Annotated in this window: 24 protein-coding genes; 16 read left to right on the top strand and 8 right to left on the bottom strand. The window is 70.7% G+C overall.

The genetic code is table 11. From position 1 onward, the window contains the following. Positions 1–84 precede the first annotated feature (84 nt). Both ACN8HC_RS08685 and ACN8HC_RS08680 read left to right on the top strand, forming a co-directional pair. On the top strand, positions 85–1,122 hold the full coding sequence (locus ACN8HC_RS08685) for a LacI family DNA-binding transcriptional regulator (RefSeq protein ID WP_490074432.1): 1,038 nt from the start codon (positions 85–87) through the stop codon (positions 1,120–1,122). Positions 1,123–1,133: 11 nt separating this feature from the next. Beyond that, on the top strand, positions 1,134–1,919 hold the full coding sequence (locus tag ACN8HC_RS08680) for an MBL fold metallo-hydrolase (RefSeq protein WP_490074431.1): 786 nt from the start codon (positions 1,134–1,136) through the stop codon (positions 1,917–1,919). A 15-nt stretch (positions 1,920–1,934) separates the two neighbouring features. Here the strand turns inward: ACN8HC_RS08680 and ACN8HC_RS08675 are convergent, their stop codons facing one another. Next, positions 1,935–2,828 (bottom strand): PP2C family protein-serine/threonine phosphatase, encoded by an 894-nt coding sequence (locus ACN8HC_RS08675; RefSeq protein WP_490074430.1) that lies wholly within the window; start codon positions 2,826–2,828, stop codon positions 1,935–1,937. A 105-nt stretch (positions 2,829–2,933) separates the two neighbouring features. Next, positions 2,934–3,611, bottom strand: a complete 678-nt coding sequence (locus ACN8HC_RS08670) for a Crp/Fnr family transcriptional regulator (protein WP_490074429.1) — start codon at positions 3,609–3,611, stop codon at positions 2,934–2,936. Positions 3,612–3,749: 138 nt separating this feature from the next. Between ACN8HC_RS08670 and nth the strand changes: the two genes are divergently transcribed. After that, positions 3,750–4,517 (top strand): endonuclease III, encoded by a 768-nt coding sequence (gene nth / locus ACN8HC_RS08665; RefSeq protein WP_490074428.1) that lies wholly within the window; start codon positions 3,750–3,752, stop codon positions 4,515–4,517. After that, complete coding sequence (locus ACN8HC_RS08660; protein WP_490074427.1) at positions 4,514–5,167, top strand: NUDIX hydrolase; 654 nt, start codon at positions 4,514–4,516, stop codon at positions 5,165–5,167. Before nth ends, ACN8HC_RS08660 begins: the two co-directional genes overlap by 4 nt. A gap of 33 nt (positions 5,168–5,200) precedes the next feature. Here ACN8HC_RS08660 and ACN8HC_RS08655 read toward each other — a convergent pair whose 3' ends face one another. The 3 genes from ACN8HC_RS08655 to ACN8HC_RS08645 form a co-directional block, all read right to left on the bottom strand. Next, the gene (locus ACN8HC_RS08655; RefSeq protein ID WP_490074426.1) at positions 5,201–5,602 is read right to left on the bottom strand and encodes a phage holin family protein; all 402 of its coding nucleotides are present in this window, start codon (positions 5,600–5,602) and stop codon (positions 5,201–5,203) included. 127 nt (positions 5,603–5,729) lie between these two features. Next, entirely contained in the window at positions 5,730–7,028 is a 1,299-nt protein-coding gene (nhaA, locus tag ACN8HC_RS08650) for a Na+/H+ antiporter NhaA (RefSeq protein ID WP_490074425.1), read from the bottom strand. 114 nt (positions 7,029–7,142) lie between these two features. Further along, complete coding sequence (locus ACN8HC_RS08645) at positions 7,143–7,829, bottom strand: TetR/AcrR family transcriptional regulator (protein ID WP_490074424.1); 687 nt, start codon at positions 7,827–7,829, stop codon at positions 7,143–7,145. Positions 7,830–8,160: 331 nt separating this feature from the next. On the opposite strand from ACN8HC_RS08645, the gene ACN8HC_RS08640 reads away from it, so the two are divergent. The 12 genes from ACN8HC_RS08640 (at position 8,161) to ACN8HC_RS08585 (ending at position 15,818) form a co-directional block, all read left to right on the top strand. Then, positions 8,161–8,388, top strand: coding sequence for a hypothetical protein (locus ACN8HC_RS08640; protein ID WP_490074423.1), 228 nt, complete (start codon positions 8,161–8,163; stop codon positions 8,386–8,388). A gap of 69 nt (positions 8,389–8,457) precedes the next feature. Further along, positions 8,458–9,066 (top strand): hypothetical protein, encoded by a 609-nt coding sequence (locus tag ACN8HC_RS08635; RefSeq protein WP_490074422.1) that lies wholly within the window; start codon positions 8,458–8,460, stop codon positions 9,064–9,066. Between the two features lie 32 nt (positions 9,067–9,098). Then, on the top strand, positions 9,099–9,416 hold the full coding sequence (locus tag ACN8HC_RS08630) for an ArsR/SmtB family transcription factor (protein ID WP_490074421.1): 318 nt from the start codon (positions 9,099–9,101) through the stop codon (positions 9,414–9,416). Continuing rightward, positions 9,413–9,892: an SRPBCC family protein gene (locus ACN8HC_RS08625; protein WP_490074420.1), complete on the top strand. Its 480-nt coding sequence runs from the start codon at positions 9,413–9,415 to the stop codon at positions 9,890–9,892. The genes ACN8HC_RS08630 and ACN8HC_RS08625 overlap by 4 nt, the downstream gene beginning before the upstream one ends. A gap of 93 nt (positions 9,893–9,985) precedes the next feature. Next, on the top strand, positions 9,986–10,822 hold the full coding sequence (locus tag ACN8HC_RS08620; protein ID WP_490074419.1) for a Fic family protein: 837 nt from the start codon (positions 9,986–9,988) through the stop codon (positions 10,820–10,822). A 745-nt stretch (positions 10,823–11,567) separates the two neighbouring features. Beyond that, positions 11,568–12,269, top strand: a complete 702-nt coding sequence (locus ACN8HC_RS08615; protein ID WP_490074418.1) for a CpaE-like family protein — start codon at positions 11,568–11,570, stop codon at positions 12,267–12,269. Beyond that, positions 12,266–13,423 (top strand): TadA family conjugal transfer-associated ATPase, encoded by a 1,158-nt coding sequence (locus ACN8HC_RS08610; RefSeq protein WP_490074417.1) that lies wholly within the window; start codon positions 12,266–12,268, stop codon positions 13,421–13,423. The genes ACN8HC_RS08615 and ACN8HC_RS08610 overlap by 4 nt, the downstream gene beginning before the upstream one ends. After that, positions 13,423–14,112 (top strand): type II secretion system F family protein, encoded by a 690-nt coding sequence (locus ACN8HC_RS08605; RefSeq protein WP_490074526.1) that lies wholly within the window; start codon positions 13,423–13,425, stop codon positions 14,110–14,112. Before ACN8HC_RS08610 ends, ACN8HC_RS08605 begins: the two co-directional genes overlap by 1 nt. After that, entirely contained in the window at positions 14,109–14,681 is a 573-nt protein-coding gene (locus tag ACN8HC_RS08600; protein WP_490074416.1) for a type II secretion system F family protein, read from the top strand. The genes ACN8HC_RS08605 and ACN8HC_RS08600 overlap by 4 nt, the downstream gene beginning before the upstream one ends. 125 nt (positions 14,682–14,806) lie before the next feature. Continuing rightward, a complete protein-coding gene (locus tag ACN8HC_RS08595) occupies positions 14,807–14,986 on the top strand; it encodes a DUF4244 domain-containing protein (protein ID WP_490074525.1) in 180 nt (59 codons plus the stop codon). Positions 14,987–15,036: 50 nt separating this feature from the next. Next, complete coding sequence (locus ACN8HC_RS08590; RefSeq protein ID WP_490074415.1) at positions 15,037–15,375, top strand: TadE family type IV pilus minor pilin; 339 nt, start codon at positions 15,037–15,039, stop codon at positions 15,373–15,375. Further along, positions 15,372–15,818, top strand: a complete 447-nt coding sequence (locus ACN8HC_RS08585; RefSeq protein WP_490074414.1) for an Rv3654c family TadE-like protein — start codon at positions 15,372–15,374, stop codon at positions 15,816–15,818. Before ACN8HC_RS08590 ends, ACN8HC_RS08585 begins: the two co-directional genes overlap by 4 nt. A 7-nt stretch (positions 15,819–15,825) precedes the next feature. Here the strand turns inward: ACN8HC_RS08585 and ACN8HC_RS08580 are convergent, their stop codons facing one another. The 3 genes from ACN8HC_RS08580 to ACN8HC_RS08570 all read right to left on the bottom strand — a co-directional run bounded on the left by ACN8HC_RS08580 (position 15,826) and on the right by ACN8HC_RS08570 (position 20,759). Next, positions 15,826–17,364, bottom strand: a complete 1,539-nt coding sequence (locus tag ACN8HC_RS08580; protein WP_490074413.1) for a hypothetical protein — start codon at positions 17,362–17,364, stop codon at positions 15,826–15,828. A 202-nt stretch (positions 17,365–17,566) separates the two neighbouring features. Then, positions 17,567–18,361 (bottom strand): GNAT family N-acetyltransferase, encoded by a 795-nt coding sequence (locus ACN8HC_RS08575; RefSeq protein ID WP_490074524.1) that lies wholly within the window; start codon positions 18,359–18,361, stop codon positions 17,567–17,569. A gap of 64 nt (positions 18,362–18,425) precedes the next feature. Then, positions 18,426–20,759 (bottom strand): DEAD/DEAH box helicase, encoded by a 2,334-nt coding sequence (locus ACN8HC_RS08570; protein ID WP_490074412.1) that lies wholly within the window; start codon positions 20,757–20,759, stop codon positions 18,426–18,428. Positions 20,760–20,809: the final 50 nt, after the last annotated feature.

Genomic DNA, 20,809 nt, shown 5'->3' with positions numbered 1-20,809 from the left:
CGGCAGCGGCTGAGGGGACGCTTCAGCACGTTAGGGATCCAAATCGTTTTGGGGAAGGGGGTACGGGCAGATATTCTTCGGCGCATGTCCGAGCGCGCCGTCCCACGCCGAGCACGGCCCACGATCCATGACGTCGCCCGCAAGGCCGGTGTCTCACCGACGACCGTGTCGCACACCTTCAGCGGCAACGGCACCGTCGCGCCCGCCACACGGGAGCGGGTCCGGCGCGCCGCGTCGGCGCTCGGCTACCGCCCGGACGTGCTCGCCAGCAGCCTGCGCAACAACCGGCTCGGAGTGATCGCGCTCGTGCTGCGCACCCTCGAGGACAATCCTCCCGAGGGCATCGACTACGTGCTGCAGTTCGTCGGTGCCGCTGCGGTGACCGCCATGCAGTTGGGCTACGGGCTGATGCTGGTCGCCGATCCGACCGCACCCGGCGCACCCGCGACGGCGATGGCGTGCGACGGCTTCATCGTCACCGAGCCGGTGCAGGACGACCCCCTCGTCGCGGTGCTGCAGAACGACGGACTCCCTTGCGTCGCAGTGGGTCGCGTACCGGGTCGCGACGATGTCGCCGCGCTCGACATCTTCACCGCACCGATCACCGATCGGGTGCTGGAGCGGCTGCGGGCGAGCGGTGCCCAGCGGATCGCGCTGCTCTCCGGGACCACGCCGAACGCCTGGAACCTCGACACCGAGACCGCGTACGAGGCGTGGGTGAGACCGCATCGCAGGACTGCGCTCGCCATACGGCGTCCCGAGCGCAGCGAGCTCGTGGGCGGGCGCGAGGCCGTCGACGAACTGTTCGACCGGGCCGACCCGCCGGACGGGATCTACTGTCTGACCGCCGAGCACGCCGCCGGCGTGCTGGATCGTTTACAGGAGAAGGGGATTGCGGTTCCCGACGAGGTGCAGGTGTTGTGCGGCTCTGACGCCACGCGTGTCCGGGCGACCGACCCGCAGATCACGGCGGTCGATCTGCAGCCGGAGTTGCTCGCCCAGCTCGCGGTGACCCGGCTGGTCAACCAGCTCGATGGCGCCGACCATCCCGAGCCCAGCGAGGCGGCCACCGGCCGCTTGGTGGAGCGTGCCTCGACCCGGCCCGCCGGAGGTGGACGCTAGCGTGGTTGCTCGTGACTGAATCTGTATGGCGCGGCGGCGCTCTCGGTGATCACGCCCGCGCCGTGCTCGCGCCCAACCCCGGGCCGATGACCCTCGACGGCACCAACACCTGGATCCTGCACGCACCGGGCGATGACCGCGCCGCCGTGGTCGATCCGGGTCCGCTCGACGAGGGGCACCTGCAGGCCGTGCTCCGCGAGGTCGACCGGCTCGGTGCCCGAATCGCGCTGACCCTGGTGACACATTGGCACCACGACCACACCGAATCCCTCGGCCGCTGGGCGCAGCTGACCGATGCACCGATCCGCGGCGGTGGGCACGGGAAGCCGTTCGCCGACGAGGAGCGGATCGTTCTCGGGTCATTGGAGATTCGGGTGCTCCGGACACCGGGCCACACAGCCGACTCGGTGTCCTTCCACCTGCCCGACGCGGACGTGCTGATCACCGGTGACACCGTGCTGGGCCGCGGCACGACGGTCGTGGCGCACCCGGACGGCGCACTCGGTCCCTACCTGGCGTCGCTGGACACGTTGTATGCCGTCGCGGCGGCTCGGCCCACGGCACTGGCACCCGCCCATGGCCCCGCGCACGCGGATGCGGCAGGCGTCATTGCGGCATACCGGCAGCATCGCGCCGAGCGCCTGGAGCAGGTCCGTGCGGCACTCGCCGCGGGTGACGCCGAGGCGCCGGACGTCGCACAGGCCGTCGTGGAGCGTGTCTATGCCGACGTGCCGCGCGAGGTCTGGCCGGCGGCGAAGGCGAGTGTGCAGGCGCAGCTGGACTATCTGGCTGGGTGACCGAGCCGGTCGGGGTCAGCCGGTCAGGGCGGCAAGGACCACACTGATGTTGTCAGCGCCGCCGGAGGCGTTGGCGAATTCGACCAGTCCGTCGGTGATTTCGGCCGGCGCGTCACCCCGAGTGGAGCGGATCCGCTGCACCAGGTCCCAGAGATCGGCGGGCGCTGAGCAGTAGTTCCAGAGGCCGTCGCTGCACACGATCAGCCAGCCGGGCTCCTCGGCGAACAGGTGCGCCAGGTGTGGCGTGACGTCCGCGGGCGCGGTGCGGCCCAGCCACCGCGTGATCGCGTGGGCGTTGGGTGCGTTCTCGGCGTTCTCCCGCGGCACACCGCGACGGATGAGTTCGTTGGCCATCGAGTCGTCCTGCCCCAGTTGCACCGCGCGCTCCGGCCCGGCGGCCGGGATCCAGTAGACCCGGCTGTCGCCGACGTTGCCGCCGACGATCAGGTTGTCCTCGACGACGGCAGCGGCCATTGTGCAGGAGGGGGGCGTCGGATCGTCCTCCACCGCGGTCGCCGCCGCAGCGCTGCGGCCCGCCTCTGCAGCCTCTGCGAACGCCTGCGCCGCCGTCTCGAGCCAGCTCTCGACGGGCACGTCGCTGCGCGGCATGGGCTCGGACAACCGCTCCATCGCGGCGATCGAGGCCGCCTGGGACGCCAGTTGTGACTCGGTGGAGGTGGATACTCCGTCACACACCACGAGGACCGCGCGGGCACCGACCTCCGCAGAGGCCGCGAGCGCGATCGAGTCCTCGTTGCGGTGGTGCCGGCGCCCGATGTCGGACTGGCCGGCGACCCACGAATGGGTGGACAGCACAACGTGGTTGCGCGGATCCTCCGCAGCGTGGCTGTTGTCCACTCGTGTGCCCTTTCTTCCGCCGCTCACCTTGGTGCCCAGAGCAGACGGCACCAGGGCACCGGTGGTTCCCCCGGTCGGCGAGGTCAGTATGCCGGATCGGTTGCCGCCCGCGCGGCCATCGCGTGCGGTCTCGGCGGGTGGTGTCAGCGGGTGGTGTCAGCGCGCGCGGCGCTGCAGCCGCTCGGTGTCGATCAGCGTGACGGCCCGAGCCTCGAGCTTGATCCACCCGCGCGAGGAGAAGTCCGCGAGGGCCTTGTTGACGGTCTCGCGGGAGGCGCCGACCAGCTGGGCGAGTTCCTCCTGCGTGAGGTCGTGGGCGACGAGCGTGCCTTCGTCCGACGGCTTGCCGAACCGGCGTGACAGGTCCAGCAGCGCCTTGGCGACACGGCCCGGGACGTCGGTGAAGACCAGGTCACCGAGTGCCTCGTTGGTGCGTCGCAGCCGCGCGGCCAGCGCGGAGAGCATGGTCATCGCCACCTCCGGGCGCGTGCCGAGGAAGGCGGTCATGTCCGGATGCGACAGACCGACCAGCTCGGTGTCCGCGATGGCGGTCGCAGTGGCGGTGCGCGGACCGGGGTCGAAAAGGCTCAGCTCGCCGAGCATTTCGCCCTCGCCGAGAATCGCCAGGAGGTTTTCCCGGCCGTCCGGCGAGCGGCGTCCCAGCTTGATCTTGCCGGACGTGATGACATACAGGGAGTCGCCCTGCTCGCCCTCGTGAAACAGCTCCTGGCCCCGCGCGAACTTGCTGCGGGTCATCGTCGAGAGCAACGCCTCCGCGGCGTCGTCGTCCAGAGCGGCGAACAGTGGCGCTTTGCGCACGGCCTCAGTATCCACGCCTGCAGTCTGCCACGACGTGGCTGCCGAAGTTGCGCAGCTCACACGCCATGCCGTCGAACCGCGTGCCGCGGACGCACTCCGGGGGCCCGGCCGTCGGGACATCGCCCGTCGGTCCCCGCGGCTAGGCTCGGCGACGTGAAGCGCATCGACGTCTCGGCCGAGTCCGACCTCGCCCGCACCCGCCGGGCTCGCAAGATGTTCCGTGCACTGGCGCAGCAGTTCCCGCACGCTCACTGCGAGCTCGACTTCCGCACGCCGCTCGAGTTGCTGGTCGCGACGATCCTGTCCGCGCAGACCACCGACGTGGGCGTCAACAAAGTGACGCCCACCCTGTTCGCGCGCTACCCGGACGCCGCGGCCTATGCCGCCGCCGACCGCGACGAGTTGGAGAAGCTGCTCAAACCCACCGGCTTCTTCCGCGCCAAGACCAACTCGGTGATCACGCTCGGCCAGGCACTGGTCGAGCGCTTCGAGGGCCAGGTGCCGGCTCGGCTCGACGACCTGGTCACGCTGCCGGGAGTCGGTCGCAAGACCGCGTTCGTCGTGCTGGCCAACGCGTTCGGGCAGCCTGGGGTCACCGTCGACACGCACTTCGGACGTGTGGTGCGGCGGATGGGCTGGACGGGCCAGGAGGATCCGGTCAAGGTCGAGCACGCGATCGGCGCGATGTTCCCGCGCAACGACTGGACTCATCTGAGCCACGTGCTGATCTTCCACGGCCGGCGCATCTGTCACGCGAAGCGCCCGGCGTGCGGTGTGTGCCCGGTGGCGCGGTGGTGCCCGTCATACGGCGTGGGGGAGACCGACCCCGACAAGGCGCGCAAGCTGCTGAAATTCGAGCTCGCACCGGGCGCCGAGCGCCCGGCCGGAGTTCCCGAGCCCGCCGCGGTGTCGCCTGTATGACGGCACAGGTCACCGGCGTGCCGGAGCCGGGCTGGTTACAGGACCTGGACCGCCGGGCACACGCGTCGTCGTTCGCCGCGAAGCTGCCGCCCGCTCGGGGCCGCGCGTCCGCGGTGCTGATGCTCTTCGGGCCGGCCGGCGACGGCGGCGAGGACGTCGTGCTGACCGAGCGTGCGGCGACGCTGCGCAAGCATGCCGGGCAGGTGTCGTTCCCGGGTGGTGGCGCGGACCCCGGCGACACCTCCCTGGTCGACACGGCGCTGCGCGAGGCTCGCGAGGAGATCGGCCTGTCGCCCGACGGTGTGCAGGTGATCGGCGAGTTGCCGGTGCTGCCGCTCAGCGTGACCGGGTTCCAGGTCACTCCGGTCGCCGCCTGGTGGCACACCCCGTCGGCGATCGGCGTGGTCGACACAGCGGAGGTCGCCCGGGTCGAGCGGGTGCCGCTCGGGGAGCTGGTCGACCCGGCGCACCGCTTCACCGCGGTCCATCCGGCCCGGTCCTTCGACGCACCGGCCTTCGAGGTCGACGGGCTCTACATCTGGGGCTTCACCGCGATCCTGCTCGACGCGACGTTGCGCCTCGCCGGGCTGGAAGTGCCGTGGGACCACGGGGACAGGCGTCCGGTGCCGGAGCGCTACTTCCGGTCCTGAGCTGTCCCGGTTGCGCGCTGCGGACGTGTGGAGTCAGACCTTCGGCGGCTTGATCGCGGCGACGGTGCGCTGCGCGTTGTCGATGGTGCGCGCCGGCTTGCCCTTGACCTTCTTCAACGCGGTGATGCCCAGCAGGGCGAGGATCAGGGTGATGACGAGCAGCAGACCCGAGGTGATCAGCAGCCCGATCCACAGCTGCAAGCCGGCCGCGTGCAGGCCCCAGGCGAGCGTGAGCAGCAGGAAGCCGAGCAGGTAGAGCCCGAACAGCCCGGCGCCCGCGAGCAGGCCCGCGCCCTTGCCGCCCTTGGCGACATCGGCCTTGATTTCCACCTTGGCCAGCGCGATCTCGTCCTTGACGATCGTCTTCAGGTCGGCGGAGGCGTCGGCGACCAACTGGCCGAGAGTCCGCTCCGTGCCCTTGGTGGTCTGGGCCATCGATTGCTCCTCGTGGTGGTTGTCTGCTCGCTCTTCAGGCTGCCTACGCGTGCCAGCATAAAGTGATCGAACCCCTCGGTACCTTAGTCGGGGTCCGGCGGGATGGCAGCCCGGGCAGCGCGCAGCGTCAGCGGGCGGGTGGCGAGCCTGCTTCGGCGGCGTAGCAGTCCGGTACCCCGTCACCGTCCTCGTCACGCGACTCGATCTCGTGGATCCTGCGGTATGTCGCATTGCGCAGCCGCAAACACACCGACGCCAGCAGCGCGGCGAGGACCGAGCCGCCGAGGACGCCCAGCTTCACGTGGTCGTCGGTGGCCGTCCCACCCCCGAACGCCAGCTCACCGATGAGCAAAGACACGGTGAACCCGACACCGGCCAGCATCGCCAGGCCGAAGATGTCCGGCCAGGCCAGCTCGTCGTCGAGTTCGGCCCGGGTCAGCCGCACGGTGAGGAACGTGCCGCCGAAGACGCCGATCGTCTTGCCGATGACCAACCCAATGGCGACGCCGACCAGTACCGGGTCGTGGATCGCCGCGCCCAGGCCGCCACCGACCACGGTGACGCCCGCAGCGCAGAAGGCGAATGCCGGCACGCACCAGCCGGCCGAGAACGGCCGCATCCACCGGTCGAGGCGCTCGCCGAGGGAGACGGGTTCGCCGGGTGTCGGGGTCACCGGCACCAGCAGGCCGAGCGCGACGCCGGCCACCGTCGCGTGCACGCCGGAGTTGAGCGTCGCCAGCCAGGCGACCAGCGCGATCACAATGAGCAGCAACGGATTTCGGGTATGCCGCAGCGCCAGCGCGAAGCAGCCCAGGGCTGCCACGGCGAGGAGGAGCCAGCCGATACTGATCGTGCTGGTGTAGAAGAACGCGATGATCGTGATGGCGATCAGGTCGTCCACCACCGCGAGGGTGAGCAGGAAGGACCGCAGCGCGCTGGGCAGGTGGGTGCCGATCACGGCGAGCACCGCCAGCGCGAAGGCGATGTCCGTCGCGGTGGGGATCGCCCAGCCGCGGAGTTCGCCTGCGCCATACAGCTGCCAGCCGGCGTAGAGGATCGCCGGGAGTGCGACGCCGGTGCACGCGGCGACGATCGGAACGGCCGCCTTGCCGGGGTCGCGCAGCTCGCCGTGCGTGAACTCGTGTTTGAGCTCCAGGCCGGCCAGCAAGAAGAAGATCGCGAGGAACCCGTCAGACGTCCAGTGCGCGAGACTCATGCCCAGATGCAGGAAGTGCGGTCCGACTTCGGTCGCTACCAGCCGGTGGTATCCGTCCCGCCACGGGGAATTGGCCCAGACCAGTGCGGCGAGGGCGGCGACGAGTAACAGGGCGCCGCCGACGGTCTCCTGGCGCAGCAGCGCGGCGACACGGCGGGCCTCGGGCCACTCACCGCGGGAGAACACACGGCGGATGGGGTGAATGGTCATGGGACCTTTCAGGGTAGGCGGATGACGTCGCCGACCAGCCTTCCCGGCACACCGACACTCATTTTACCGTGCGGCGGTGTGGACCATCAGTGAGCCGCTGGAGGGCCCGAGCGGTCAGTCGGTGAAACCGATGGTCTGCGCGGCGGTGCGGAAGGTGAAGGTGCAGACCGCGTCAGCCGGCTCGAAGCTGCCGACGAACTGGCCGAACAGCTCGAAGCTGATCGCACCGAAGACCTGCGTCCAGGCGGCGGCGAAGCGCAGCAGGACCGACTCCGGCAGCTCGGTCGCGAGCGCGGCCCGCAGCTCGCGCGCCTGGCGTCGCAGCGTGCTGCCCGTGGGTGGCAGCGGCCGGTCGGTGAGTTGCCCTGCTGTCCACGCAGCCTCGATGAGTCGTATGGCGGCAGCCGGCGTGCGGGCGGCGTCGGTGACGGTCTCCTGCGGCGCGCGGTAGCCCGGCACCGGTGATCCGTAGAGCAAGGCGTACTGGTGGGGGTGCTCGCGTGCCCATCGGTGGATGGCGTCGCACAGTGCGATGAACCGGCGACCCGGTGCGGCCCGACCGGCAGCCGCGCCCTCGGCCACCTCGGCCAGATCGCGGTAGCCCTCCACGATGAGCGCGGTGAGCAGGTCGTCGCGGCTCGGCACGTAGCGATAGACCGCGGAGGAGACCACGCCGAGGTCGCGGGCGACAGCACGCAGCGAGAGGGCGGCTGCTCCCTGCTCGGCAAGTTGCCGGCGTCCGGAGTCGAGGATCCGCTCCATGGTGTCGATGCGTGCGCGTTCACGAGGAGTCCGATTCATGAGGCCCATGCTCGCAAGAGCGAGCACCTCACACAACAGAGAGCACCGCTCTTGTTTTGGGATGTCCAGTGTGCTTGACTGATTGCGAGAGCGGTGCTCTCGAAACTTCGGAAAGGTGTTGCCATGACTTCTCAACTCGACCGGTCGACCCGCGTGATGAACGTGGTCGTCAAGGCGCTGTCTCGCCTCGGCATCAGTGCGTTCGGTGCAAAGGAACTCGTCGTCGTGGGGCGCCGGACCGGCCGCCCGCACAGCACGCCGGTGAACCCCGTGGAGCTGAACGGCACGCTCTACCTCCTCGCGCCCCGCGGGCAGACGCAGTGGGTGCGCAATGTCCCACGATCCTCGGGTCACGTTGCGCAGCGGACGGACCGAGGCGTCATACAGCGCGCACGAGGTGCACGGTGTGGCCGCCGTGCCCGTGATGCGGCACTACCTGGGGCGGTGGGCGTGGGAGGTCGGCAAGTTCTTCCCCGAGGGCGTGACAGCGAAGTCGACCGACGCCGAGATCGAGACCGTGATTCCGGATCACCCCGTCTTCCGCCTCGAGCGAGTGTGAGCCCGCCGGGTGGCCCGGCATACAACCCGAACGCATGACGTTGTCGGTTCGGTGCGAAAGACTGGGCGTATGCCGTTGACCGATCAGGAGATCGAGCAGCTGTCCGCGTCCGAACGGCTCGCCCTGATTCGCCGGCTGCGACGGGGGACCGTTGAGCCGGTGCGTGCATCCGCGGCGCGCCACTGGCGTCTGCGTCGCGCCGTCGCGCTCACCGTCACCGCTGTGGCGACCGCGCTGCTGGTGCCGTGGACGGCGTACCTCGGGGTCCACCTCCCCGAGCACTACGAGTCGCACGCCTGGGCGCTGACCTGGGTGGGCTTCGACGTGCTGCTCATGGTCATGTTCGGGCTGACGGCGTTCTTCGCGTGGAAGAAGCGGATGCTCGTGATGCTCACGTCGTTCGCGGCCGGCGTGCTGCTGTTCGCCGATGCGTGGTTCGACATCACGACGGCCGACCGCACGACGATGCCCTACTCGGTGGCGGAGGCGGCGGTCGTCGAGATCCCGCTCGCGATCTTCCTGATCGGTATGGCGATCAGCATCGCGTGGCGACTGACCCGACTGCTCAATGCGGCGACCGGACACGGAGCCGCAGGGCGCTGGCGGATGCCGATCCACTCCGACGTCATCTCCGACTCGCCGGAGGACCTCGTGCGCGAGACCGCACAGCAGGATTGACATCCCCGCCGGTAAGTGGAAACTTACCGTTCGTGACAACTTACCAAGACGCGTGGGCCGTGTTGTCCGACCCCAGCCGGCGAGCCATCGTGGAGGCGCTCGCCGACGAACCTCGTGCCGTGGGCGAGCTCGCGGCCGAGCTGCCGATCAGCAGGCCCGCGGTCTCCCAACACCTCAAGGTGCTCAAGGATGCCGGCCTCGTTGCAGAGCAACCGGCGGGCACCCGGCGGGTCTACCGCCTCAACCCGGTTGCGGTCGAGGCACTGCGTGACCAGTTGGACGCGTTCTGGGCACGCACGCTCGCCCGTTTCGGCGAGCAGGCGAGGGAATCGAAGGGACAGACGACATGACGACGACAACGCCCGAAGTGGTGCGCACCGTGACGGTGCCGCTGCCGGTCGACGACGCATTCCGGATCTTCACCGAACAGTTCGACCTGATCAAACCGCGCGAGCACAACCTGATGCAGGTGCCCGTCGCCCGCACCGTCATGGAGGTCCGGCCCGGTGGCCGGATCCTGGACGAGGCCGAGGACGGCACGCAGTGCGTCTGGGGCGAGGTGATCGCCGTCGAGCCCCCGGACCTGCTGCGCTTCGCATGGCTGATCGGGCCGGACTGGCACGTGCAGGCGCGCGAGAACGCCAGCGAGGTCGAGGTCCGATTCACACCGGACGGCGACGGCACGTTGGTGTCGCTGCGGCACTTCCGGCTCGACCAGCACGGTCCCGGGTGGCAGAGCATGCCCGAGGCGCTCGGCGGCGACGGCGGCTGGCCGCTCTACCTCGCCCGGTTCGCCGAACTGGCCGGTGCTGCCGCAGAGGTCTGACGCAGCGCTGCGGCGTCATACCGCGTGTGGCGAGCGCTCGGGACCGCCCTATCCTCGGGTGGTCCCGACCAGCACGAGGAGTGCGACCTGCAGATGACCGCTGAGCTGACGCGCCTGCTGGTGTTGCCCGGCGTCGCCGAAGCGGTCGACGCCGCCCGGGAGGCGTGCACCCGGTTGCGCTGGCACCAGGCGCTGCGCCGGCGGATCCCTGAGGTCGCGGCCGAGTCGCGGGTGCGCGGCGCGCGAGCCAGCGCGTTCCTCGAGGGCGCGGAATTCCCGGTGCCGCTGGTGCGAGACGTCATACGGGGCGCCCTGGCGCTCGAGCACGACGGTCCGGGGGAGCGGGTGCTGCGCGGCGCCATTCACGCGACCGCCGCCACTGAGCAGGTGCGTCCGATCGCGCTCACCGCGCCGGCTCAGGCACTGGCCCGGTTGCACACGGCAGCCGCCGCCGGGCTGGCGGCGGCCGACCAGCTCGGACGCCCCCGACTGGCCGGGGAGACCTCGGCCGAACTGAAGGACGTCGGTCCGCCTCCGGAGGCGGCCACCGCGGCGGCGCGACTGCGTGGCGTCGTCGAACTGATCGGCTCCGCCGAGGACCAGCCGGGAGTGCTGGTCGCGGGCATCGTGCACGCGGAGATCGCCTCCGCGCGGCCGTTCGCGCGGGGCAACGGGGTGGTGGCACGGGCGCTGGAGCGCGTGCTGCTGCAGGTCCTGGGCGTCGACCCGACCGGTGTCGTCGTCAGCGAAGCGGGCTACTCCCGCCAGGGTGCCGTCGCCTACCAGGGCGCGCTCGCGGCATACGCCACGGGCCGGCCGGACGGGGTCGGGCTGTGGCTGCAGCACTACGCGGAGGCGGTGATCGCGGGCGCCGCGGAGGCCTCCGACATCGCCGACGCGGTGCTCGCCGGGCGGCTCACCACTGGCTGAGCCGAGGGTGGATTGTCCGCCTCCGGCGCGCCGGATACAAGTCTTGTATGACGACTCCGATGGGAGTAAACCTGATCCCACGAACGACGGATGGGAATCCGACGACCACCGCTATCGAAACCGGCACCCACGCGGAGACAGTCCACGTTATGGACCGCTCGTCCGGGGCCTTGCGCCGCGGCGACAAACCTTGAGGATGCACGCCTGGTAACCGGAGGTAGAAAGCGGTTGAGGGCCTCGCCACTCCACGTGGCGGGGCCCTCGTCCCGTCTTCGGATCGTTCTCGTCCGCCGTAGCGGTTCTTCTCCGGCATAGTTCGCGGGCTCGGACGGGCGGCCCGGAAATTATCCGCTCGCCGGCGGGATGCGGCGAAAACCGTTGTGTTCCTTACCAAACGCACCTACTTCTGCGTAGGGTAAGGATTTCTTATGGGATCGCGTGAGGCCATTGTCTTGTGCCGCAACGCGTTTCACACTGGATGACGAAGCGCTCCCTTCCAGGTCGAAGCGCCGCAGCGGGTTCCTAACCCCCCCCCGGGGACCCGGTGCACACAGAAGGCCCCCGCCCACCCCCCCCGGCGGGGGTCTTCTAGTGTCCACCGGCCAGAGCCGGTGCGCCCTTGCAGCGAATGCCGACCGACACACCTCCGGTCCCCTCATCCACACCCCGGTGGCGTGCCGGCCGACATCCACAGGTAGCGACGTGCGGACTGCCGTTTCGGTTCCACCGGCTCCACGCTCGAGCCATGGACGACGTGAGAACCATCGCGGTGCTGGGCGGCGGCACCGGTGCCGGAGCGACGACGATGTTGGTCGCGCTCGCGATGCGGGCGACTGCTGCCGGTCGCGATGTAGCGGTCATCGATGCCGATGCCTGCGGCGGAGGCATCGACGTCGCGTTCGGGATCGAGACCGAGTCCGGGGTGCGCTGGGAGGACCTGCTCGGCTCCGACGGCCCGCTCGACGGCCGGCGCCTCGCCGAGCGATTGCCGGCGTACCCCGACGGGCCACCCGTGCTGTCCTTCGGGCGGCAATGGTGTGCGCTGCCCGATGAGCTGCTCGAGCGGGCGCTCGCCGCCCTCAGTGGGGTCAACGAGCTGACTTTCGTCGATCTCGGCCGGGACACGACGGCGATGCAGTCGCTCCGTTGCGACGAGCTGCTCTTGGTCGGCCGGGGCACGCCGTGCGGGCTGGCGGCCGCCGGCGCCACCGCCCAGCGCTTGGAGTGCTCTCCGCGGTTGATCGTGCGCGGGCTGCCCGAGCCGCGCGCCCGCGATGCGGCGGAGGCACTCGCCCTGGACTTCGCGGGCTGCCTGCCCGAGGACCGCCATCTCGCCGGTGATTCCGACCGTGGCGTGCCGCCGGGCTCACGTGCCCGGTCGGCATATGCCGGCGCGTGCGACCGCCTGCTGCGCGACCTGCTCCTGCCGGAGGTGGAGGCGTCATGACGGACAGAGACGTCGCGGTGGGTGACGCGCTCTGGGCCGAGATCCGGGACGGGCGTTCGCCGACCCCGGAGACCGTCGACGGGCTCGCCGCGGTCGACGCCGCCGTGCTCGGGGAGCACAGCGTCCACACCCTCGCCGGGCGGCTTCGTTCCGACGTCTTCGGCGCCGGACCGCTCGACCCCTTGCTGGGGGTGCCCGGCGTCACCGATGTGCTGGTCAACGGCGTGGAGGGAGTGTGGCTGGACCGCGGGCACGGGCTGGAGCGAACCGACGTCGAGATCCGGGAGCCGGCTGCGGTGCGCCGGCTCGCAGTCCGGCTGGCCACCCGCGCCGGGCGCCGGCTCGACGAGACCGTGCCCTACGTCGACGGACTGCTCCCCGGCGGCGTGCGCTTGCACGCCGTGCTGCCACCGCTCGTCGAGGGCGCCGCACACATCAGTCTCCGGGTGCCCCGCCGGCATCCGCCCGGTCTGGAAGAGCTGGCGGTCACCGGCACGTGCGATCGGCGTGGCCTCGACGTGCTGCGCCGGATCGTCGCCGGACGACTGGCCTTCGTGGTCAGCGGCGGCACCGGCTCCGGGAAGACGACACTGCTCGCGTCGATGCTGGCCGAGGTGGCCCACGCCGAGCGCATCGTGATCGTCGAGGACGTCCGGGAGCTGCAGGTGGACCACCCGCACGTGGTGCGTCTCGAGAGCCGCGCGCCCAATGTCGAAGGCCGGGGCGAGATCTCGTTGTCGACCCTGGTCCGGCAGTCGTTGCGCATGCGGCCTGACCGGCTGGTCGTCGGTGAGGTCCGCGGCGGCGAAGTGCGAGAACTGCTCAGCGCGCTCAACACCGGCCACGAAGGTGGCTGCGGGACGGTGCACGCCAACACGAGCGCCGACGTGCTGGCACGGTTCGAGGCGCTCGGTGCGCTCGCCGGTATGTCGGGCGACGCGGTGCGTTCCCAACTGGCATCCGCGGTCCAGGTCGTCGTCCATCTGCGCCGGGAAAGCACCGGCCGTGCCGTCGCGGAGATCGGCGTGATCGGCTGGCACGACGGGCGGTTGCGTGTGACGCCGGCCCTGCGCCGGATCGACGGCGTGCTGTGCGAGGCGCCCGGCTGGCCGCTGCTGTCGGCGTTGCTCGGGCTGGCGGGGCGGCTCTCGTGATGCTGTTGGCCGCCGCCTGCCTGTGCCTCGCCATTGTCGCGTGGCCGCTGCGGGAAGCCCCCGTCATACCGCCTCGGGAGGGGGGTCGGGCGATCCGTCGGCTGCGGCGGCGACGAAAGCCGGTCAGCGACCTGGAGGCGGTCACGGCCATGCTCGAGGGCATCGCGCCGGCGCTCGCCGCCGGCGTTGCGCCGGCGACTGCGGTGTCGACATCTGCCTCGCTGGCCGCTGCGCGAGTGTCGCGCGCGGGACTACGGGAGGACCTCGGCCGCCTCGCGCGGGAGTCGGCCACCGGCGCGGAGCTTGCTCCGCTGTGGGCCCAGATGTACGCCCGGCACCGGCTCCCGGCGCTCGATGACATCGCCCGCGCCTGGGCGCTCTCCGAACAACTCGGCTGCCCGATCGGAGCCGCGCTGGGCGCGGCGACGGCGATGATGCGCGAGCAGGCCGATCTGGAGCGGCGGATCGCCGCCGCGACGGCCGGTCCCCGCGCGACGATGCAACTGCTGACGGTGCTGCCCGTCCTCGGCGTCGTCATCGCCTCGCTCATCGGGGTCCCGCCCTGGCAGCTCTATGCCGGGACGCTCGGCCTGACCGTGCTGGTCCTGGGGGCGCTGTTCGTGACGTCCGGGCGGTTGCTGACCCGTCGCATGATTCGGCGGGCGACCGCACCGGCGGCGTTGTCATGACTGTGGTCGCCGCGCTCGCGCTGGCCCTCGTGCCACTCGTGTGGCCGGCCGACATGAGGCGGCGCTACCCCCCGGTGGCGTGGCCGTCACCTGCGACCGGGAAGTCCGCGCCGGTGCACGCGCGCACGGAGGACGTGCTCAGTGTCGCGAGTGCTCTCGATCTGATGGCGCTCGCGCTGAGCAGCGGCGTGCCGCTCGTGCTCGCCGTCGAGGAAGTGGCGACGCGCTCCGGGCCGGTCGTCGCGGCCCATCTGCAGCAAGTGATCGCTGCGCTGCGGTGGGGCGTCGAGGACGCTGCCGCCTGGGACGGACTGCCGGACGTATGGCGCCCCGCCGGCCACGCCGTCGCGCTCGCCGGGATGGCCGGAGTGCCACCTGCCGGTTTGCTCGCCCGCGCTGCCGCCGATGTGCGCCGTGCCGAGCAGCGACGGATCGAGGAAGCCGCCGGCCGGCTGTCGGTGCTGGTCGTCATACCGCTCGGACTGTGCTTTCTACCGGCATTCGCGCTGCTCACCGTCGTGCCGGTGATCGCGGCGCTCGCCGGCGACCTGCTCGCGGGAGCGGCGTGACATCACAGAGCTGCGCCGAACGTGGCGCATGAAAACCGCTCTCGCAGAGGGCGACTCACATCAAAGGGAGATAACACATGTCACAGAGAACACTCCGGCTCGGCGTGCGGTTGCAAAGTCGACTGATGCGGCTGGTCACCGCGCCCAAGGACCGTCGCGACAGCGGCATGACCACGGCCGAATACGCCGTGGGCACGCTGGCAGCGGTGGCCTTCGCGGCCGTGCTGATGGTCGTCGTGAAATCCGGCGCGGTGAAGTCCGCACTCACCGGCATCATCCAGACGGCGCTGAGCGTCGGTTCCTGATGCGGGCCCGGTGGTCGCGGCGCTCGCGGCGTCGTCGCCCCGAGGGCGGGATGGTCACTGCTGAGCTCGCGGCCACCATCCCGGCGCTGGTGTTCGTGCTCCTGCTCGCGGTCAACGCCGTGCTGATCGGCATGAACCAGGTGCGGTGCGTCGACGCCGCGCGCATCGCGGCGCGCGCCGCCGCACGAGGCGACAGCGCGGCTGCCGTGCAGGAAGTCGGCGCCCGCGCGGGACCCGCGGGCAGCGCGGTGTCCGTCACCGCCGGCGGCGCTGAGGTCACCGTCACTGTCATCGCGCCGGTGCCCGGCCCGTTCGGCTGGCTCGTCGGCGGACACCCATTGCGGGCCGCCGCGACCACACCGGTCGAGGACGCGGAGTCGGCGTCGTGAGCAGTGAGCCGACACCTGCCGACGGTGGCCGCCGGTTCCCATCGCCCCATCGCGGCCGGCTGTCACGGGAACGTCACATCCGTGACCGGGGGTCGGGGACCGTGCTGGTGGTGGGCGCCATCGGAGTGCTGGCGGTCGTCCTGATCGCAGCCCTGGCCCTGCTGTCGGCGGTCATCGCCAGTCATCGCGCGCGAGCGGCCGCCGACCTCGCGGCACTCGCCGCCGCTCGACTGCTGGTCGACGGTGCGGCCGCCAGTGACGCCTGTGCGCTCGCCTCGAGCGTCGCAGCCCGCAATGGATCTCTGCTCGTCGCGTGCACAGCCGTCGGTGACGACGCGTCCGTCACGGTCGCGAGCAGCGCCAGGTGGCCCGGGTTGGGGCCGGCGCGGGCACGCGCCCGTGCCGGGCCGGACCCGCCTCCGGTGTCGGGTGGCGGGCCGTGAGCCGCGGCTACTCGCAGACGCCGCCACCCTTGGCGCGCCACCACGTCGCCCAGTCACTGTCCGCGTCCGCGCTGTAGAGGTCTGGATGATGGGTGATGCCGGCAGCGTAGACGCCGGTATAGCGACAGCCCTTGGCCCGCATGAACGGCTTGAGATCATCCTGTGCGGTCAGCACGCCGGCATGGGCCATGCCCGTCAGCGTGTTGATGACCAGCCCCGCACGGCGGCCGCGTTTGAGAAGCAACCGGAGCCGCTCGTCGTTCTCCCGTGTCGCGAGCCGTGAGACGAGATAAGTCGCCAGCTGCCGGGTCAACGGATCCTGTGCGCTGGTGCACACGTCCGCTGCGGCGTCGCAAATGGCGGCGGCGAACGGACTGAAGTAGATCAGCGTCGCGGCGTGGTGGCGCAGGCCGAACTGCTCGCTGGTGAGAACGAGCCGCAGCAGTTCGGGCAGCACGCTGCCCGTCGGGTGGTCCGGCCACGAGTTGGCCATCGCGGCACGGGTGTAGGTCGCGATCTCGTCGCCGACGTGCCGGTCATCCCGATGCCCGGTCAGCCGGGACATCGGGTGCACTTCGGCGTCGATCCTCTGCAGGATCGGCACGCCGAGTGCCTCCGGGAGCGCCGCGGCGAGGCTGGCCAGCGGCTCGCACGACCCCAGTGACCAGTGGGGGAGTCGGCGGATCAGCTCGGCGGCGATCACCCGCTCCTGCTCGTCGGAGAGGGCGCCGCGGTGCATGGGCATGGCGAGCGCGACGGCGAGCTTGAAGAACCCGTCGTCCGGCACCGACGACAACTCCGCGACCAGTTCCTCGATCACGTCCGGTGCCCGGATGTCGCCCACCACGCTCCACGCCTCGAGGGTCCCTGAGGCTCCAGGTGCCGCAGTCAGCTCGCGGGCTGCATCCAGCAGGTGGGCCGCATGATGATCGTGCCCGGCCACCGTCGACAACGCTTCGATCCGCGGGAAGTATGCCGCGTTGACCGACCGCATGCATTCGTCGAGCAGCGTCCGGATCCACTCAGCCGCCAGTGCGTCGGGAAGAAGGGACTGCTCCCCGTAGGTGATCGCGTCCGCCAGTCGTAACCAGTCGCCGGCGCTGAAACGCTCACCGTCGCGATAGCGCACGTAGAAGTCGTTGACGACCTCCTGCCTGGCGGTCAGGGACCTCGGGACCGTTCGAAGTGCGGCCAGCTTGTCGGACCCGGGCGCAGCAGGCGCCAGTCGGGCGGCCGACCGAAGCGGCGCGCTGAGACGTCCCACCGGCATACCGAGCACCCGCTCGTACTTCGCAATCGCGGTCACCGCGATGTCGCCCTCGCCGTTCTCGGCGCGTGACACCTCCGTCTCGGACAGTGATACGCCGCAATCGCGTGCCGCGGCGGCGAAGGCCCGCCCCGTCATACCCCCGTAACGCGACGCCATCCGATGCGACCACAGCAACCAGCCGGCGACCGCGTTCATGTCCTCCAACGTCTGCCACGGTCCGGCAACAGCCGGTCCCTGGCCGACGTGCCCCCGTCGCTTTGCGACCTCCCACACCATGGGCGAATCTTGCCGCCGAAACGCGGGGGCAGCGCGCCGATTCGCAGAATCTTGCGGTGCTGGCGAGGCGACGCAAGTTCGAGACCCCGTGGCCCTATCCGGGGCTCATGGTGAGCGCCCCGGGCATCCCATGCCAGCCGGAGTGGGCTCGCCCGAGGTGGACGACGAGAAGGGCCGAGGTGCTTCGGGTGTGACGCTGCGTTCAGCGACGCCAGGTGTATGGCGTGGTCGTCGTCACCCGGCGGAAGCCGGACCGCTCCAGGATCGGTCGGGAGAACTCGGTCGAGTCGGAGTTGATCAATGTCTTACCGGCGCGAAGGGCCGCCTGCGCGCGCTTCGCGGTGAGCGCCCGATAGATCCCGCGGCCCCGCCACTCGGGCAGCGTCGCCCCGCCCCAGATGCCGGCGAAGTCGGTGCCCGGCACGGGCTCGATCCGGCCGGCGCTCAGGACCTGTCCGCCGGCCTCGGCGACCCACAACTCGAAGCCGTCCCCGTCAGCCTCGGTGAGCCGCTCCATCGTCGACTCGAGTCGTTCGGTCGTCGTCTCCGGATCGCCGAAGACCGATGCCTGCATCCGGGTCATCGCTTCGACATCGGCGCGCTCGGTGATGCGGCGGAGCGAAACCCCTTCAGGGAGAGCGACGTCGGACGCCAGCAGCTGCGCTTCACCGATCATCACCGACTCCTGCTCCTCCGCGACGATGCCGTGTTCGGTCAGCAACGCGTCGAGCTGCGGAACTCCGTCGTGCCCCCTCGTCTTCCACTCGAACTGGTTGATCTCCGGATCCGCGGCGTAGTGCTCGACCGTGTCGAGGATCAGTTGCTCGAGCTCGTCGTCGCTCGGGGAACCGAGCGATCGATAGCTGACGAAACCGCGGCCGCCGCGGTATTTCCCCCAGAACAACGGCCCGTGTTGCTCGAATTCGAGCGTCGAGCGCATCTCGGTCGTGGTGCGCAGTTGTTCGTCGTATGCCGCCAGCAGGCTCGCGTCGTCCATCACGGACCAGACCCTGCCCGGTGAAAAGCGTTGCCGGCAAGCGATTTACGGAAGTAGAACAGGGTCAGCTGCGGTCCCGCAACACGCGATCGAGCACGACGACCGCGCCGGCCTTGTCCAGCGGATTGTTGCCATTGCCGCATTTAGGGGATTGCACGCATGTGGGGCAGCCGTCGGTGCACGCGCACGCCGCGATCGCCGCGCGGGTTGCCATCAACCAGGTCGCCGCCTCGGCATACGCCCGCTCGGCGAAGCCGGCACCTCCGCGGTAACCGTCGTAGACGACCACGGTGGGAAGCCCGGTGTCCGGATGCAGGGCGGTGGACACGCCGCCGACATCCCACCGGTCGGATTGGGCGACCAGCGGGAGCATCGCGATCGAGGCATGCTCCGCGGCATGCAGCGCGCCGGGCAGGGCAGCCGGCGCCAACCCTGTGGCCAGCAACTCGTTCTCGTCGAGCGTCCACCACACGCCGCGCGTGACAAGCTCCTGCTCCGGCAGGTCGAGCCGGTGTATGCCGAGCACCTCGCCCGACGGCAGCAGCCGCTGGAAGGATGTCACCTGCGTGCGCACCCGGATCGTGCCGAAGTGCAAAGCCACACTGCCCCAACGGGTTTCCCGGTCCACCTGTTGGATGTCGAACGCCGACACGGACTGCGCCACCGTGGACCAGCCCGGGTCACCGACGACCACCTGTGCGGTGGTCGCCTCCAGGTCGAGCTCGGTCACCACGTGCGACTGCCCTTGGTGGAGGTAGACAGCACCGGTGTGGACGGCAGCGTGGGCGCGCGTCGCGTCCACAGTGCCGAGGACGCGCGCGGTGCCGGTTTCGACGATGCGGACGTCGTCCTCGCCGCCGCCGCGCAATGAGAAGTGGTCGGCCGGCCGGTCGTCGCGCGCCCAGAACCAGCCCCGGGGACGCCGCCGGAGGATGCCGCCGCTCACCAGCGAGTGAAGGATGCCCGGCAGCGACGGCCCGAACAGTGTGGTGTCGCCGTCGGTGACCGGCAGCTCGTGCGCGGCCGCCGCCACGTGTGGAGCGAGGACGAACGGGTTGCCTGGGTCGAGCGTGGCTGCCTCCACCGGCCGTTCGAACACCGCCTCCGGGTGATGCACCAGGAAGTTGTCGAGCGGGTCGTCATCGGCGACCAGCACGACCAGCGAAGCACGCCGGCTGCGCCCGGCGCGGCCGGCGCGTTGCCACAGCGATGCAAGGGTGCCCGGCCAGCCGGCGAGGATGACCGCGTCCAGGCCGCTGACGTCGATGCCCAGCTCGAGTGCCGACGTTGCCGCGAGTCCTCTGAGTTTGCCCGTCCGGAGGTCGTGTTCGAGCGCGCGACGCTCCTCCGGGAGATAGCCACCCCGATATGCGGCAACGCCCTCGCCTGCGGACCGGCGCACCATCTCCGCCACGACCTCGACGCCCACGCGCGAACGCGCGAAGGTCAGGGTCTGCACGCCCCGGTCGATCAATGCTGCCATCAGGTCAGCCGATTCGGCCACGGCGCTGCGTCGCGCATCCTCGCTGCCGGCACCGGCCTTGGCGCCCGGTTGCCAGAGCCCGACGAGCATCGGGGCCCGTGGTGAGCCGTCCTCGGTGACCTCCTGGACCGGCAGCCCGGTGAGCTCGCTCGCGTGCAGCCCAGGAGTCGCGACCGTGGCGGAGGCCAACACGAAGGTCGGGTCGGCGTGATAGCGCGCCGCGATGCGTCGCAGCCGGCGCAGAACACCGGCGACGTGAGAGCCGAAAACCCCTCGGTAGACGTGACATTCGTCGATCACGACATATTGCAGCGCGCGGAAGAACGATGCCCACCGCTCATGTCCCGGGAGGAGCGTGTGGTGCAACAGATCGGGGTTGGTGAGGAGAAGCGACGCATGATCGCGGATCCACCGCCGCTCGTCGAGTGGCGTGTCACCGTCGAGGGTCGCTGCGCGCACGCTCGGTATGGCGAAACCCCGGATCCGCGCTTCCTGGTCGGCCGCGAGCGCCTTGGTGGGCGCGAGGTAGATGGCCGTCGCGCCACGGCCGGTCGGCGCCGCGGAGCCGTCTGCCACGCCGGACAGCATCGGCAGCAGATAACCCAGGCTCTTGCCCGACGCGGTGCCGGTCGACAGGACCACGTGCCGGCCGGAGCGGGCGAGGTCGGCAGCCTGCCGCTGGTGCGACCACAGCCGGAGGATGCCGGTGCCCTTGATGGCTGCCGCGACCTGCGGGTTGACCCACTCCGGCCACGCCGTCTCCTGGGCAGGGCGTCCCGGAATCTCCCGCACGTGCAGCAGTTGTCCGGTGCCCACGCCATCGAGGGCCGCCAGGGCAGCGCGCGCGTCGAAGTCGGCCGGTTGATCCCCGAGCGGGGACAACACAGGAGCGGTCAGCGGCGCGGTGTCGGTCATGGCACCTCCCACGGTAGGTCCGATCGGGGACAGGTGCTGACACCACCCGG

This window comes from Flexivirga sp. YIM B11880 (assembly GCF_058148645.1).
This window is presented reverse-complemented; position numbering and strand designations above follow the sequence as displayed.